Consider the following 14526-nt stretch of genomic DNA (forward strand, 5'->3'; position numbering starts at 1 on the left):
CAACTGAGTACAAAAAAGGCCGCATAAGCGGCCTTTTTTCATGCAGATGGCAACAGGCGGGATATTGCCATCTACTGATCAAATGGCATCTTCGTTGGTTTCGCCGGTACGGATGCGCACCACCTGCTCTACGGCGGTGACAAAGATCTTGCCGTCACCAATCTTGCCGGTACGGGCAGCGGCCACGATGGCTTCGATGGCGCGATCCACCAGATCGTCAGCCAGAATCACTTCCACTTTTACCTTGGGCAGGAAGTCCACCACATACTCGGCACCGCGATACAGTTCGGTATGGCCTTTCTGGCGGCCAAAACCCTTGACCTCGGTAACGGTCAGGCCGTTGATGCCAAGGTCGGACAGCGCCTCGCGCACTTCATCCAGTTTGAAGGGTTTGATCACGGCTTCGATCTTTTTCATGCTCAGGTGCTCCTTGCGGTGACTTTATTGTTCCGTAAATGCGCTGTGGACGATTGATAGCCCGACATTCGCCGCAGAATGGCCTTAATGTACGGCCTGTTTTGCTGTATTATGACGCGCTTTCCTGATCCTTGTCGCGAGTGTTGCATGTCGACCATTCTCAAGCTGCGGGGCGGTGCTGCCCTGTCCCAGTTTCGTCTTGAAAAACTTCTCGCTGCCGCTGCAGAAGCCGGCCTGCCCGAGATCAGCCTGAAAGCCGAATTCTGGCATTTTGCCGAGAGCGAAAACGAACTCTCGACCGAACAGCAAGGCATTCTGGGCAAGCTGCTCAACTACGGCGAGGCTCCGTATGCCGAAGTGCCGCAGGGCGAATTGTTCCTGGTGACGCCACGACTGGGTACGCTGTCACCCTGGGCCTCCAAGGCTACCGATATTGCCCGCCATTGCGGGCTGGAACAAGTGCTGCGGATCGAGCGCGGCACCGCTTACTGGGTAAGCACCGCCGGAGTATCTTTAAGTGAAGAGGCTCGTCAGATTCTGGCGGGCCTCTTGCACGATCGCATGACCGAAACCGTACTGGGTTCGTTGGACGATGCCGACAAGCTGTTTGTCCACATGGACCCGCAGCCGCTGACCAGCGTGGATATCCTGGGTGGTGGCCGTGCGGCACTGGAAGCGGCCAACCGCTCGCTGGGCCTGGCCCTGTCCGAAGACGAAATCGTCTACCTAGTGGAAAACTTCACCCGCATGGGCCGCAATCCCACCGACGTTGAACTGATGATGTTTGCCCAGGCCAACTCGGAACATTGCCGTCACAAGATTTTCAATGCGCAGTTCGTGATCGACGGCGTAGAGCAGGGCAAGTCGCTGTTCCGCATGATTCGCGACACGCATGATGCACATCCGGAAGGCACACTGGTGGCCTACAAGGATAATGCCTCGGTGATTGAAGGTGCCTTCATCGACCGCTTCTACCCGGCACCGGAAACGGCCGAGTACGGTTTCACCACCGAACCGACCGACATCCTGATGAAGGTGGAAACCCATAACCACCCGACCGCCATTTCCCCGTTCCCGGGCGCTTCCACCGGTTCCGGTGGTGAAATCCGTGACGAAGGCGCCACCGGTCGTGGTTCGCGTCCCAAGGCTGGCCTCACCGGCTTTACCGTGTCCAACCTGAACATTCCGGGCTTTGTGCAGCCGTGGGAAGTGTATAGCGACAGCCAGGCCGAATACGGCCGTCCGGGCCGCATTGCCTCCGCCCTGCAAATCATGCTGGATGGCCCGATTGGTGGCGCTGCCTTCAATAATGAATTCGGTCGCCCCAACCTGACCGGCTACTTCCGTAGCTTTGAAGAAGTTGTCGATGGCGAAGTGCGCGGCTATCACAAGCCCATCATGATTGCCGGTGGCCTGGGCAGCATTCAGCAGCAACAGATCCACAAGAACGAAATTCCGGAAGGCGCTTTGCTGATCCAGCTGGGTGGCCCCAGCCTGCTGATCGGCCTGGGCGGTGGCGCAGCGTCCTCCATGGACACCGGTGCCAACAGCGAAAACCTGGACTTCGACTCGGTACAGCGTGGCAACCCGGAAATCGAACGCCGCTGTCAGGAAGTGATCGACCGTTGCTGGCAGTACGGTAGCAACAACCCCATCGTGTCCATCCACGACGTGGGTGCCGGTGGTCTGTCCAATGCCTTCCCGGAACTGGTGAACGACGCCGGTCGCGGTGCCATCTTCCATCTGCGCAAGGTGCACCTGGAAGAAAAGGGCATGACCCCGATGCAGATCTGGTCGAACGAATCGCAAGAGCGTTACGTGCTGGCCATCCTGCCGCAAGACCTGGAGCGCTTTACCGCCATCTGCGAGCGCGAGCGCTGTCCGTTTGCCGTACTGGGCGTGGCCACCGATGATGGCCACCTGCAAGTACGCGACGACCACTTCAACAACAACCCGGTGGACATGCCGCTGGAAGTGTTGCTGGGCAAGCCGCCGCGCATGACCCGCGACGTGAAGACCGTACCGCTGGAATTCCGCGTGTTCGACGCTTCGCGCTTCCCGCTGAAGGAAACCGCCTACCGCGTGCTGCGCAACCCGGCAGTGGCCGACAAGTCCTTCCTCATCACCATCGGCGACCGCTCGGTGGGCGGCATGACCGCGCGCGACCAGATGGTGGGTCCGTGGCAAGTGCCGGTGGCCGACGTTGCCGTCACCACCATGGGTTTCAACAGCTACCGTGGCGAAGCCATGGCCATGGGCGAGCGCACCCCGACTGCCTTGTTTAACGCCGCTGCTTCCGGCCGCATGGCCATTGGTGAATCGCTCACCAATATCGCCGCCAGCTTTGTCAGCCACATCGGTAATATCAAGCTGTCCGCCAACTGGATGGCCGCTGCCGGCCATCCGGGCGAAGAAGCGCGTCTGTACGAAACCGTGGACGCCGTATCCAAGCTGAGCCAGGATCTGGGTGTCAGCATTCCGGTGGGCAAGGACTCGCTGTCGATGAAAACCGTGTGGGACGATGCCGGCGAGAAAAAGTCGGTGACCGCACCGGTTTCCTTGATCGTCACCGCCTTCTCCCCGGTAGAGGACGTACGCAAGACCGTCACCCCGCAGCTGCGCGACGAAAAAGACACCGACATCATTCTGGTAGACCTGGGTTATGGCCGTTGCCGTCTGGGCGGCTCCATCTACGGTCAGGTGTGGAAAGCCATGGAAGGCCGTGCGCCGGACGTGGAAAGCCCGGCCCAGCTGGCTGCCTTCTTCAATACAGTGCAAACCCTGCTGCGTGACGACATGCTGCTGGCCTACCACGACCGTTCCGATGGCGGCTTGTTCGCTACGCTGGCGGAAATGATGTTTGCCGGTCATGTGGGCCTTACCGTGGACCTGCAGGAACTGGTGATCGAGCGCAAGAATACCCAGCGTCTGATCGACGACTTTGTACAGCCCACGCCGGAAGGTGCCACCCATGGCCGCATCATGCGCGTGCTGTTCAACGAAGAGCTGGGTGCCGTGTTGCAGGTCAAGAAGGCACACACTTCTGATGTAATTTCCCGCTTCATGGCTGCCGGTATTGGCCGTGAGCTGTTCGTGCTGGGCAAGATCAACAGCAAGGACCGCCTGATCATCAACCATCATGGCGAAGAGCTGTTCAGCGAAAGCCGTATCGATCTGCACAAGGCCTGGAGCGAAACCAGCTACCGCCTGCAGCGCATGCGTGACAATCCGGCCTGCGCCGACAGCGAGCACCTGCTGCTGTCCGACGCCAAGGCTCCGGGCCTGTCGGCCAAGCTGTCGTTTGATACCGAAGACAATCCGGCAGCACCGTTCATCGCTACCGGCGCACGTCCACGCATGGCCATCCTGCGTGAGCAGGGTGTGAATGGTCAACTGGAAATGGCTGCGGCATTCGACCGTGCCGGCTTCCAGGCGGTAGACGTGCACATGAGCGACATCATCAGCGGTCGCGTGGCACTGTCCGACTTCAAGGGCCTGGCCGCCTGCGGTGGCTTCAGCTACGGCGACGTCCTGGGTGCAGGCGAAGGCTGGGCCAAGAGCGTGCTGTTCAACCCGCGTGCCCGCGAGCAGTTTGAAGCCTTCTTCCAGCGTGGCGACACCTTCGCGCTGGGCGTGTGCAATGGTTGCCAGATGATGTCCAATCTGTCCGGCATCATTCCGGGGGCCCAGCATTGGCCCAAGTTCCAGCGCAATGCGTCCGAGCAGTTCGAAGCCCGCTTCACCATGGTGGAAGTCACCGAGTCGCCGTCCATCTTCCTGGCCGACATGGTGGGCAGCCAGCTGCCAGTCGTGGTCAGCCACGGTGAAGGCCGTGCCGTGTTTGCCCCGGATGCGCAGGATGGGGTAATCACCGCCCTGCGTTATGTGGATTTCAACGGCAAGCCGACCGAAACCTATCCGCTGAACCCGAACGGCTCGCCGGCAGGTATCACCGGTGTCACCACCGCCGATGGTCGCTTCACCATCATGATGCCGCACCCGGAACGTGTGTTCCGCACCGTGCAAAACAGCTGGCATCCGGAAGGTTGGGGCGAGAACGGTGCCTGGTTCCGCATGTTTGCCTCGGCACGCCGCTGGGTGGGCTAAGCAGACTGTGCAGTAGGCAGCAAAACCAAACGGAAGCCAGTGGCTTCCGTTTTTTCATGCCTGCTCCGGGCACGCCGCGTGGCGCAGCTTGGGTGGGAGCTCAGGCGTCGGCGAGGTTTTGCGGGCCGAAGGCATGCGGTAGCAGCTGGTCCAGCGTGGTGTCGATACGGTCAGTGCCGTCGCAGATGCTGCGCACCAGCATCTGCGGGCCAAATTCGTTCAGTACCTGACGGCAGGCTCCGCAAGGGGAGGTGGGTGTGGCTGTGGGGGTGTAGATGCAGACCGCTAGCACCTGTTGCAGACCATGCAGCACGCGGGCAGAAAATACCGCCGTACGTTCTGCACAATTACCCAGGCCATAGCTGGCATTTTCTACGTTGCAGCCCGGATGTATCCGTCCCTGCTCATCCAGAATGGCGGCACCAACGGCAAAGCGACTGTACGGGACATAGGCCTGACGGGCTGCGGCACGTGCAGCAGCTTCCAGTGTGGCCCATTGTTCTGGGCTGGGGATATCGGTTGCCATGGACTCTCCGGGTGGATCAAGCAGGGCGCGTGATCTTGCGCTGCGCGCCGCACACTGTCAACCGGCACCGTGAGCGAATCAGGGCTGATCGGGCTGACGCAAGACCTTGCCGGCATGGCCGAGCAGCGCAGCACTCAAGGCTTGTGCCAGCGAAGACTCCACCCGCCAGTGATGCCAGTAAAGCGGCATGTCCACATACTGACCCGGCAGCAGGTCCATCAGGCGGCCAGTTTGCAGGTCATCATCAATCATCAACTCCGGCAGCAGACTGTAGGCCAGCCCCAGTCGTGTTGCCTGCACAAAGCCTTGCGGTGTCGGCAGGGTGAGGTGGGGAGTGCTGCCTTCATAAGCCGCAAACTGTTGCAGGAATTCGCTGTGCAGATCGTCCTTGCCACTGAAAATGATGGCCGGAGCCTGGGCCAGTGCGGCCGGGGTAAAGCCATCGGCAAAATAGCGGGCGGCAAAGGCCGGGGTAGCCAGGCAGAGGTAGCGCATGCAGCCCAGAAAATGGCATTCGCCGCCCTGAATGGGGGTGGGGCGGGTGCCGACGCAGCCCACCACATGTCCGGCACGCATCAGTTCGTGGGTGTAGTCCTGATCATCCATCATTACGTCGATCAGCAGGCGGCGCTGCTGCATGACTCCTTGCACTGCAGGCAGAAACCAGGTGGCCAGACTGTCGGCATTCACACCCACGGCCAGCGTAGTGAAGCCGCTCTGTTCGGTATCAGGCTGCAGGGTGTTGAGTAACTCGCCCTCCATCAGGCTGAGCTGGCGGTAATGTTGCAGCAGCAAGCGGCCAGCCACGGTTGGGGCCGGCGGGCTGGTGCGGGTGAGTACCGGCTGGCCGAGATTCTCCTCCAGCTGGCGTATGCGCTGCGAAATGGCGGACTGGGTAAGAAACAGCTTGCGCGCGGCCTTGTCAAAACCGCCGGTTTCCACCACGGCTGACAAGGCTTCCAGTTGTTTTGGGTCCAGCAACGGGCGCTCCCGCTTGAACAAGGTGGCTCATGCTAATGGCTACGCGGCCGCATGGCAAACAGTATGGAGACGAACAAAGCTTCAGCGAAGCCAGTGAGGTGCTCAGGCAAGATTCATGCTGACGGACGGCCATTGCGCAGCCAGTCCTCGGTCAATTGTCCGAACTCGCCGCGTTGATACGCCCAGATGCGATCGTTGATTTCCTCGCTGCTATTCATCACGAAGGGGCCGTGTTTAACCAGTGGCTCGTTCAGCGCCAGGCCGGACAGCAAGACAAAGTGACAGCCGGCCTCAGCATGGATCTGCAGCCGGGCAGCGTGTGCCGCCGAATCAGCCAGAGCAATGCCAACGGCTGCTCCGGCCGGGATGTTGCTGCTTTGTCCATCGCCTGTCAGTTGTAGTGGGGCGTCGATGGCATAGAGCATGGCATTCCAGCCTGGCTCCAGCGCATGCGTGAAGCGCTGGCCGGCATCAATAAAGCCATCCAGCAAGGTAAAGGCTTCCGGCAATGCCGAGGTGTGGGCCGCGTGGATGCCGTTACTGCTGCCGGCTGCAATACGTACCCGCACGCCCGGTGCCTGGTATTCCGGAATGTCGGCGGGATCGGCATGCACGGCAAACGGGGCCTGCATTTTCTTGCTGGCCGGCAGGTTGACGAAAATCTGCAGTGCATGCACGTGCGGATTTGCGCCTTCCGGCTGCTCGGTATGCACCGCACCGCGTCCGGCTGCCAGCCAGTGCAGGGCACCCGGCACGATGGGGCCCTGATTGCCCATGGAGTCGTAATTGACATGCGGGCTGCTGGCGTCCTCGAACACATAGGTCACTGCAGAAATCCCGGCGTGTGGATGTGGCTCGAAGGTAGGGGCCGTCATGTGGAAGTGGTCCACCATCACTACCGGGTCGATCAGCCCGTGGAACATCTGTTCACCAAAATGCTGGGCCTGAAAGCCACTGCCAATGGTGAGCGGCTGGCCGTGGACCGGTGCGGAAATCTTCAATTGTGTCATCTTGCTTGTGTCCTGATTGCCGCCGGGCCAGTTGGCCGCAGCGTGGTTAAACGTCAGCGGCAAAACCTGCTGCGTCATTCCAGTGCCGTAGCAGGCGCTCTGCCGCAAACATGGTTTGCACCCTGGCGAAATAGGGCTGGTAGTACGCGCGCTGCAATTGCACATCTTCCAGATGTCGCCGGCTGCTCCAGCCCTCCAGCAGCAGGATGCGGCAGGGGTCGTCATCGTCCTGGAAGATTTCAAAGCGCAGGCAGTCTGCCTCTTGCTGCAGAATGAAGCGGCTGAACTGCTGTAGTTCTTGCAGGAAATCAGCCACACACCCCGGTTTGATGGTGAGTTCAACCGTCAGTACATGCATGTCCGCGGCTGCCTTACAGGGCATCGGTCAGGCCGCCATCGGCCAGCAGGGTGCGGCCGGTAATCCAGCGGGCATCGTCACTGGCCAGAAAAGCCACTACGTCGGCGATGTCTTCCGGCTGCGCCACCCGCCCCAGTGGTGTGCCATTGGCCACGGCTTCGCGCCGGGTCAGGGGTGTGGCTGCGGTCATGTCGGTTTCGGTCATGGCCGGGGCAACTGCATTCACCGTGATATTGCGACGGCCCAGTTCCAGTGCGTAGGCATGGGTCAATACCGAAACGGCGGCCTTGCTGGCCGAGTAAATGGCCGTGCCAATGCGCGGCGAGTAGATCAGATTGCTGGACAGGTTGACGATGCGTCCGCCGTGCTCCGGGAAAAACGGCAGCGCATGGCGGGTCATCAGCAGCATGCTGCCCATATTGCCGTCGAAGACACGGGCAATATGTTCGGCATCCACTTCGCTCAGGCTGCGTCCTTCAAATACCCCGGCATTGTTGATCAGGATGTCGATGCGGCCAAAACGGGTGGCAATGGTGGACAGCACATCGCGCACGGCCGGTTCCTGGCTGACATCGGCTGCATAAGCCACCGCCTTGCCGCCCTGGCTGATGATGTCGGCGACGACATGCTCTGCCTGTTGCTGATTGCTGCGATACACAATCACCACCTGCGCGCCCTGATGAGCCAGTTTGCGGGCGATGGCTGCGCCAATGCCGCGCGAACCGCCGGTGACAATGGCTACTTTGTCTACGTGTTTCATCTTGAGTCTGCCCTGTCGGACTGCCTGGAGAGGCAGGCTGTCGGCACCGTCGAGACGGTACCGACAGTTGCCGGCTTAAGGTATTACTTCTTGCTAAAACCGCTTTGCATCTGCCATACCAGGGTGGCAAACGGCATGTCCAGATCGCCATATACCTGTCCGGCCTTGGGGTCGACATTGCTACGCAGCATCTCCACGGCAGCGGTGGCATAGTCAGTCACCGGGATGCCGGCACCCAGCAGGCGTTGCAGGCCGGCAGTGCGCTTGGCTTCATTGAAAGTGCCGGAGGCATCCAGCACGACACGGGTGTCATAGCCGGCAGCCTTGGCCGACAGGGCCGGGAAGCTGGCACAGATTTCCAGCGATACGCCAGCCACGATGATTTGCTTGCGGCCGGTTTTTTCAATGGCGGCGCGTACTTTCGGGTCTTCCCAGGCATTGATCACGGTGCGGCTGATCACTTGCACGCCGGGCAGGGCTGCGGTCAGTTCCGGCATGGTCGGGCCCCACATACCGTCCGGCATGGTGGCCGTCACGATAACCGGCACACCCAAGGTGCGGGCGGCTTTGGCCAGGGCAACCACATTGTGTTTCAGATCGCCAACCGTAGTGTCGCGTACGCCACTGATCAGGCCCACCTGATGATCCACCAGCAGCAGCACGGCATTGTCACGCGACAGCATGCTGAGATTGGCGTTTTGCTGCATGCTTGCCGCGCTTGTGCTTGCGGCAGCAGCAGGCGTAGCACTGCCGAGGGTGGCCAGGGTGGCAAGACCGAGCAGCGTGGCAGAAAACAGTTGGCGGATTTTCATGGCTTATTCCTTTGAGTGGTGGTTGCGCAATCGCATCGTTTATTGCTGCAAGCAGCGTGGATTTGGCATTAACTGTACTAAAGGCTTGATTGCGTGGAAGTATTATGAGCAAAGCCAAGTCCATGAAAATATAGGAAAAATCTCATTTATCGTTCTATTGGCAGAACGATAAGATGTTGATTCAACAAGTGGGAGCGATATGAGCACGCTGGCACTGGATCTGAATGATCTGTATCTGTTTTCCCAAGTGGTGCAGCGCCAGGGGTTCAGTGCGGCAGCGCGAGCGCTGGGCCTGCCCAAATCAAGGCTGTCCCGCCGTGTCAGTTTGCTGGAAGAACGACTGGATACGCGCTTGTTACAGCGAGGGCCGCGTGCGCTGAGTATGACCGACGCGGGTGAGGCCCTTTACGTGCACTGCCTGGCCATGCTGGCCGAGGCCCGCGCCGGTGAAGAGGCCGTGAGGCAGCGCCAGCACGAACCAAGCGGCACGGTACGGCTGAGTGTGCCGGTAGCAATTGCCGATGCGGTGCTGTCACGCCTGTTGCCGCAGTTCATGCTGCATTACCCCAAAGTGCGCCTGGCCGTACAGGCTTGCAATCGCCAGGTGGACTTGCTGGAAGAGGGGGTGGATGTGGTGGTGCGCGGTATCAATCATGCCTTGCTACCCTCCAGCCTGATCCAGGTTCCCTTGTGCACCGCACGCTGGGGCTTGCTGGCTGCGCCTGGTCTGGCATTGGGTGGTGTTCTGCAGCCGCAACAGTTGGCGGGGTGCAATGCCTTGCTGTTTGCGCCGCAAGGAGAGGGCAGTGATGTCTTGCGTTTACGCAGTCATGCTGGTCTCAGTTGCGATGTGCAGATGAATGCCTTGCTGCGTAGCGACCATATTCCCACCCTGAAACAGGCAGCACTTGCCGGCATCGGCATTGCCGACCTGCCCTTGTATGCCTGCACCCAGGAGCTGGCCAGCGGGCGGTTGCAACTATTGCTGCCAGACTGGCATAGCCGCGATGGACGACTGGTGATGCTCTACCCCAGCCGGCGTGGCCTGTCGCCAGCGGTGCGGGTGTTGATCGACTTCGTGAAGCGTGAATTGCCTGCGCTGCTGGAGTACCACACGGTTGAGTCTGTGATTGAAAATTAGAAATATTTATTACATATAAAAATTATTAGTTTAACTTTTTATCGCCGTCGCATTAGTCTGTGGGCATTGTCAATCAAGCAGGTCTGGCCGGCAGGCGGGCAGACCACAGTGCAACGGGAAATCCATGTTCAATCTGAGTGTTTATCTGGCCGCGCTGGGCCTTTCCGGTAGTCAGATCGTGGGAATTGGTCCGCAGAATGCTTTCATCATCAGGCAGGGAATAGGGCGCAGCCACATTCTGCCCATCGTGCTGATCTGTATTGTGGCGGATGTCATCCTGATCAGCTGCGGCGTATTGGGCATGGGCAAGATCATTGGTGCCATTCCCGGTTTTGTGCAGACCGTTGCCTGGCTGGGTGCCGGTTTCTTGCTGTGGCTGGGTTTCAAATCTTTCCGGGCTGCGCTGCACCCGGGTGCGCTGAAACTGGATGGCTCGGTGGAGCGGGACAGGAAAAAGGCGATTCGTACCATTTTGCTGGTAACCCTGCTGAACCCCTATGTATGGCTGGATACGGTCATCCTGATTGGCAGCGTCGCGTCGGTGTATGGCAGTCAGTCTGCACCGTCTTTTATTCTGGGGAGCATCACTGCCTCGGTCAGCTGGTTTGTCGGTATCGGTTTTTTTGCCAGCAAACTGGCGCCGCTGTTTCAGCAGGAGCGTAGCTGGCGCATTCTGGACTGTGCCATTGGCCTGATCATGTTGTTTACCAGTAGCTTGCTGGTCTGGAATTACGGCTTTACACACTAGGCCGCTGTTGCAGAATGCAAAAAAGCCGGACGCTGTCCGGCTTTTTCATTGGCTGTGATCTGGCTTATTCAGCGGCAGCGTCCAGCTCCAGTCCCTTGATCAGGTCGTCGCGGGTCAGCAGGAAGACAAAGCCATCGCCGCTGGCGGTTTCCATCCACATGAAGGGCAGGTTGGGGAAGCATTCTTCCAGCATGTCACGGTTATGGCCGATTTCCACCAGCAATACACCATGCTCGGTCAGCAGGTCCGGTGCGCGGCGCAGGATTTCGCGGGTGGCATCCAGGCCGTCTTCGCCCGAACCCAGTGCAATTTCCGGCTCGTGCAGGTATTCCTGCGGTAGCGCGTCCACTGATTCGGCATCCACATACGGCGGGTTGGCGATGATCAGGTCGTAGGGTTCTTCCAGGCCTTCGCACAGGTCGCTGTGAATCAGCTGGATCTGGTCTTCCAGGCCGTAGTTCTGCACGTTGATGGCCGCTACTTCCAGCGCATCCAGCGAAATGTCCACAGCGTCGATTTCGGCATCCGGGTAATGGTGTGCCAGCTGAATGGCCAGGCAACCGGAGCCGGTGCACAAGTCCAGCGCGCGATGTACCAGTTCGGGATGTTCAATCCACGGTTGCAGCGGTTCACCCAGCAGTTCGTAGATGAAAGAGCGCGGCACCAGCACACGTTCGTCCACATAGAAGCTGAATTCACCTTGCCAGGCTTCATGGGTGAGATAGGCCACCGGTACTTTTTCTTCGGCACGGCGTTCGATCAGGTCTACCACATCCTTGACTTCGGTCGGCAGCAGGCGGGCATCCAGATAGGGTTCCAGCCGGTCGATCGGCAGCTTCAGCGTGGTGAGGATGAGGTAGGCGGCTTCATCGTGGGCATTGTCGGTGCCGTGGCCATAGGTGAGGCCGGCCTGGTTGAAACGCGACACCGCAAAACGCAGCAGATCGCGTACGGTGCTAAAGCTGCTGGCAGCCTGTGCGTACATGCTTGTCCTTTCTGGACAGGGTAGGGTTTCGCCCTGTCGGTAATGACAAGGGACATGGCTTTGCATGTCCCTTGTGGTCTGGTTCGGTCGCCATTATAGCCAAGCGACCAGTGCTGCACTATATCGGTGAATATCTGCGTGGGCTTGATTGCGGTGGCAGACAGTATTGCGCCACCGTCATGCAATCAGTTCCGCTCAGAACGGTAGTGCGGCGTCCGTGGCGGCAGAAAGTACGCGGCGGAAGTCGGCCTTGATGCGTTCCAGTGCCTCGGCATTGTCTGCTTCAAAACGCAGCACGATCACCGGCGTGGTGTTGGAAGCACGCGCCAGGCCAAAACCGTCTGCGTACTCGACACGCAGGCCATCCAGTGTATTCACCTCGTCAGCACCTTCGAACTTGGCCGATGCCTGCAGCTTGGCAATCAGCGCATGGTTCTCGCCTTCGGCTTTCATCTTGAGGTTGAGTTCCGGGGTGGAAATGGCGTTCGGCAGTGCATTGAGCACGGCGCTGGGGTCTTCCACGCGTGACAGCACTTCCAGCAGGCGCACACCGGCGTACATGCCGTCATCAAAACCGTACCAGCGTTCCTTGAAGAATACGTGGCCGCTCATTTCGCCAGCCAGCAGGGCGCCGGTTTCCTTGATCTTGGCCTTGATGAAGCTGTGGCCGGTACGGGCCATCACCGGCTCGCCGCCGTTTTCCAGAATCCACGGCTTGAGCAGACGGGTGGATTTGACGTCGTAGATGATCTTGGCTTTGGGGTTGCGCTCCAGCACATCGGCGGCAAACAGCATCAGCTGACGGTCCGGCCAGATGATGTTGCCATCCTTGGTGACCACACCCAGGCGGTCGCCGTCGCCATCAAACGCCAGGCCCAGTTCGGAGTCGGTCTTGGCCAGGGCTTCAATCACGTCCTGCAGGTTTTCCGGTTTGGCCGGGTCCGGATGGTGGTTGGGGAAGGTGCCATCCACTTCGCAGAACAGTTCGCGTACGCGGCAGCCCAGGCGGCGGAACAGCACCGGAGCAAAGGCACCGGCCACACCGTTACCGCAATCCACCACGATATTCATATTGCGTTCCAGCTTGATATCGCTGGTGATACGGTCCAGATAGGCATCAACAATGTCATGAGTGCGATAGCCGCCTTCACCCTGGCTCAGATCCTTGTCCTTGATGCGCTGGTACAGGCGCTGGATGTCGTCACCGGCCAGCGTGTCACCAGCCAGCATCATCTTGAAGCCGTTGTAGTCCGGCGGGTTGTGGCTGCCGGTCACCATGACGCCGGACAGGGTGCCCAGTTCGTAAGCGGCAAAATACAGCATGGGTGTGGCCACGCGGCCTACATCAATCACATCTACGCCGGCGGCACGGATGCCGGCACCCAGCGCTTCACTCAGATCCGGGCCGGACAGGCGGCCATCACGGCCAATCACGATGGCTTTTACCTTGCGGGCCTGTGCTTCGGAGCCGATGGCGTGGCCGATCTGCCGGGCTACTTCAACGGTCAAGGTCTTGCCGACGATGCCACGGATATCGTAGGCCTTGAAAATGTCTTTGGACGGTGTGCTCATGATGGTGGTCAAAATCTCGTAAGCGGAAATCAGTAGAAATCAGCCCATCAATTGAGACGGGCGCAAAATGGGGTTTTATCAGCTTGCCAGTGACTGGCTCAGGCTGATCAGCTGTTCCAGCTTCTGGCGTGCCTTGCCTTCGGCCAGCACCTTACGGGCAAGCGCAATCCCTTCCGGCAGGGTGGCGCAAAGGTCGGCAGTATAAATGGCTGCACCGGCATTGAGTACGACAATGTCGTGGGCCGGGCCGGGCTGGTTATCCAGCACCGACAGCAGGATGTCGCGCGAGGCAGCCGCGCTGGTGGCCTGGATGTCCTTGAGTTCGAAGAAGCTGAAGCCCAGCTCGCGCGGGTCCAACAGGTATTCTTCGATCTGGCCGTGCTTCAGTTCGGCCACCATGGTGCGGTCGCTGAGGGTGATTTCATCCAGCCCGTCCAGGCCGTGCACGATCATCACGTGCTTGCTGCCCAGTTGCTTGAGTACGCGCGACTGGATGCCCACCAGGTCGGGATGGAAGACGCCCATGATCTGGTGATCGGCATTGGCCGGGTTGGTCAACGGCCCCAGGATGTTGAAAATGGTGCGTGCGCCCAGTTCCTTGCGGATGGGTGCCACATGCTTCATCGCGCTATGGTGATTGGGAGCGAACATGAAGCCGACCCCGATTTCGTCGATGCAGCGGCCAACTTGCTCTGGCGTCAGGTTCAGATTCACGCCCAGCAGTTCCAGTACATCGGCGCTGCCGGAGCTGGATGACACCGAGCGACCGCCGTGCTTGGCTACGCGGGCCCCGGCAGCCGCCACCACGAAAGCCGCCGTGGTGGAAATATTGAAAGTATGGCTTTTGTCCCCGCCCGTGCCGCAGGTGTCAATCAGGTGTTCGCGCTGACTCACCGGCACCGGCGTGGCAAATTCGCGCATCACCGTGGCGGCAGCAGCAATTTCGGAAACGCTCTCCACCTTGGTGCGCAGGCCGATCAGGATGGCGGCAGTCTGGGCTGGCGTCAGTTCTCCACGCATGATCTGGCGCATCAGATCCAGCATTTCGTCAAAAAACAGTTCGTTGCCGTCAATCAGCCGGTTCAGTGCGGCTTGTGGGGTAAGCATGA

At 59.7% G+C, this 14526-nt stretch carries 13 protein-coding genes; 3 read left to right on the plus strand and 10 right to left on the minus strand.

Annotated elements, in window-relative coordinates; translation table 11 throughout:
* Positions 1-78 precede the first annotated feature (78 nt).
* Entirely contained in the window at positions 79-417 is a 339-nt protein-coding gene (locus QVF59_RS13720; RefSeq protein WP_045846995.1) for a P-II family nitrogen regulator, read from the minus strand.
* A gap of 147 nt (positions 418-564) precedes the next feature.
* Between QVF59_RS13720 and purL the strand changes: the two genes are divergently transcribed.
* Positions 565-4524 carry a phosphoribosylformylglycinamidine synthase gene (gene purL / locus QVF59_RS13725; protein WP_287880664.1) on the plus strand — a complete coding sequence of 1320 codons (3960 nt, stop codon included), beginning with the start codon at positions 565-567 and terminating at the stop codon, positions 4522-4524.
* 100 nt (positions 4525-4624) lie between these two features.
* Here purL and QVF59_RS13730 read toward each other — a convergent pair whose 3' ends face one another.
* The 6 genes from QVF59_RS13730 to QVF59_RS13755 form a co-directional block, all read right to left on the minus strand.
* The gene (locus tag QVF59_RS13730; protein ID WP_287880666.1) at positions 4625-5050 is read right to left on the minus strand and encodes a cytidine deaminase; all 426 of its coding nucleotides are present in this window, start codon (positions 5048-5050) and stop codon (positions 4625-4627) included.
* Between the two features lie 78 nt (positions 5051-5128).
* A complete protein-coding gene (locus QVF59_RS13735; RefSeq protein ID WP_287880668.1) occupies positions 5129-6031 on the minus strand; it encodes a LysR family transcriptional regulator ArgP in 903 nt (300 codons plus the stop codon).
* A 113-nt stretch (positions 6032-6144) separates the two neighbouring features.
* The gene (locus QVF59_RS13740; protein ID WP_287880669.1) at positions 6145-7041 is read right to left on the minus strand and encodes a pirin family protein; all 897 of its coding nucleotides are present in this window, start codon (positions 7039-7041) and stop codon (positions 6145-6147) included.
* 46 nt (positions 7042-7087) lie between these two features.
* On the minus strand, positions 7088-7399 hold the full coding sequence (locus QVF59_RS13745; RefSeq protein WP_287880670.1) for a putative quinol monooxygenase: 312 nt from the start codon (positions 7397-7399) through the stop codon (positions 7088-7090).
* 13 nt (positions 7400-7412) lie between these two features.
* Entirely contained in the window at positions 7413-8159 is a 747-nt protein-coding gene (locus tag QVF59_RS13750) for an SDR family NAD(P)-dependent oxidoreductase (RefSeq protein ID WP_287880672.1), read from the minus strand.
* A gap of 83 nt (positions 8160-8242) precedes the next feature.
* The gene (locus QVF59_RS13755; protein ID WP_287880674.1) at positions 8243-8971 is read right to left on the minus strand and encodes an isochorismatase family protein; all 729 of its coding nucleotides are present in this window, start codon (positions 8969-8971) and stop codon (positions 8243-8245) included.
* A 199-nt stretch (positions 8972-9170) separates the two neighbouring features.
* Here QVF59_RS13755 and QVF59_RS13760 point away from each other — a divergent pair, with 199 nt between their 5' ends.
* Positions 9171-10112: a LysR substrate-binding domain-containing protein gene (locus QVF59_RS13760; RefSeq protein WP_287880676.1), complete on the plus strand. Its 942-nt coding sequence runs from the start codon at positions 9171-9173 to the stop codon at positions 10110-10112.
* A gap of 124 nt (positions 10113-10236) precedes the next feature.
* The gene (locus QVF59_RS13765) at positions 10237-10860 is read left to right on the plus strand and encodes a LysE/ArgO family amino acid transporter (protein ID WP_045846986.1); all 624 of its coding nucleotides are present in this window, start codon (positions 10237-10239) and stop codon (positions 10858-10860) included.
* 64 nt (positions 10861-10924) lie between these two features.
* Here the strand turns inward: QVF59_RS13765 and prmB are convergent, their stop codons facing one another.
* The 3 genes from prmB to trpD all read right to left on the minus strand — a co-directional run bounded on the left by prmB (position 10925) and on the right by trpD (position 14524).
* Positions 10925-11845 carry a 50S ribosomal protein L3 N(5)-glutamine methyltransferase gene (gene prmB, locus QVF59_RS13770; protein WP_045846985.1) on the minus strand — a complete coding sequence of 307 codons (921 nt, stop codon included), beginning with the start codon at positions 11843-11845 and terminating at the stop codon, positions 10925-10927.
* A 195-nt stretch (positions 11846-12040) separates the two neighbouring features.
* Entirely contained in the window at positions 12041-13417 is a 1377-nt protein-coding gene (locus QVF59_RS13775; RefSeq protein ID WP_287880680.1) for a phosphomannomutase/phosphoglucomutase, read from the minus strand.
* Positions 13418-13495: 78 nt separating this feature from the next.
* Positions 13496-14524, minus strand: a complete 1029-nt coding sequence (trpD, locus tag QVF59_RS13780; RefSeq protein ID WP_287880682.1) for an anthranilate phosphoribosyltransferase — start codon at positions 14522-14524, stop codon at positions 13496-13498.
* Positions 14525-14526: the final 2 nt, after the last annotated feature.

Source organism: Aquitalea sp. (genome assembly GCF_030150775.1).
GTDB lineage: Bacteria > Pseudomonadota > Gammaproteobacteria > Burkholderiales > Chromobacteriaceae > Aquitalea > Aquitalea denitrificans.

Excerpts from the sequence above, each read along its gene's own strand:
- QVF59_RS13720 (WP_045846995.1), bottom strand. The coding sequence starts at position 417 with ATGAAAAAGATCGAAGCCGTGATCAAACCCTTCAAACTGGATGAAGTG.
- purL (WP_287880664.1), top strand. The coding sequence starts at position 565 with ATGTCGACCATTCTCAAGCTGCGGGGCGGTGCTGCCCTGTCCCAGTTT.
- QVF59_RS13730 (WP_287880666.1), bottom strand. The coding sequence starts at position 5,050 with ATGGCAACCGATATCCCCAGCCCAGAACAATGGGCCACACTGGAAGCT.
- QVF59_RS13740 (WP_287880669.1), bottom strand. The coding sequence starts at position 7,041 with ATGACACAATTGAAGATTTCCGCACCGGTCCACGGCCAGCCGCTCACC.
- QVF59_RS13745 (WP_287880670.1), bottom strand. The coding sequence starts at position 7,399 with ATGCATGTACTGACGGTTGAACTCACCATCAAACCGGGGTGTGTGGCT.
- QVF59_RS13750 (WP_287880672.1), bottom strand. The coding sequence starts at position 8,159 with ATGAAACACGTAGACAAAGTAGCCATTGTCACCGGCGGTTCGCGCGGC.
- QVF59_RS13755 (WP_287880674.1), bottom strand. The coding sequence starts at position 8,971 with ATGAAAATCCGCCAACTGTTTTCTGCCACGCTGCTCGGTCTTGCCACC.
- QVF59_RS13760 (WP_287880676.1), top strand. The coding sequence starts at position 9,171 with ATGAGCACGCTGGCACTGGATCTGAATGATCTGTATCTGTTTTCCCAA.
- QVF59_RS13765 (WP_045846986.1), top strand. The coding sequence starts at position 10,237 with ATGTTCAATCTGAGTGTTTATCTGGCCGCGCTGGGCCTTTCCGGTAGT.
- prmB (WP_045846985.1), bottom strand. The coding sequence starts at position 11,845 with ATGTACGCACAGGCTGCCAGCAGCTTTAGCACCGTACGCGATCTGCTG.
- QVF59_RS13775 (WP_287880680.1), bottom strand. The coding sequence starts at position 13,417 with ATGAGCACACCGTCCAAAGACATTTTCAAGGCCTACGATATCCGTGGC.
- trpD (WP_287880682.1), bottom strand. The coding sequence starts at position 14,524 with ATGCTTACCCCACAAGCCGCACTGAACCGGCTGATTGACGGCAACGAA.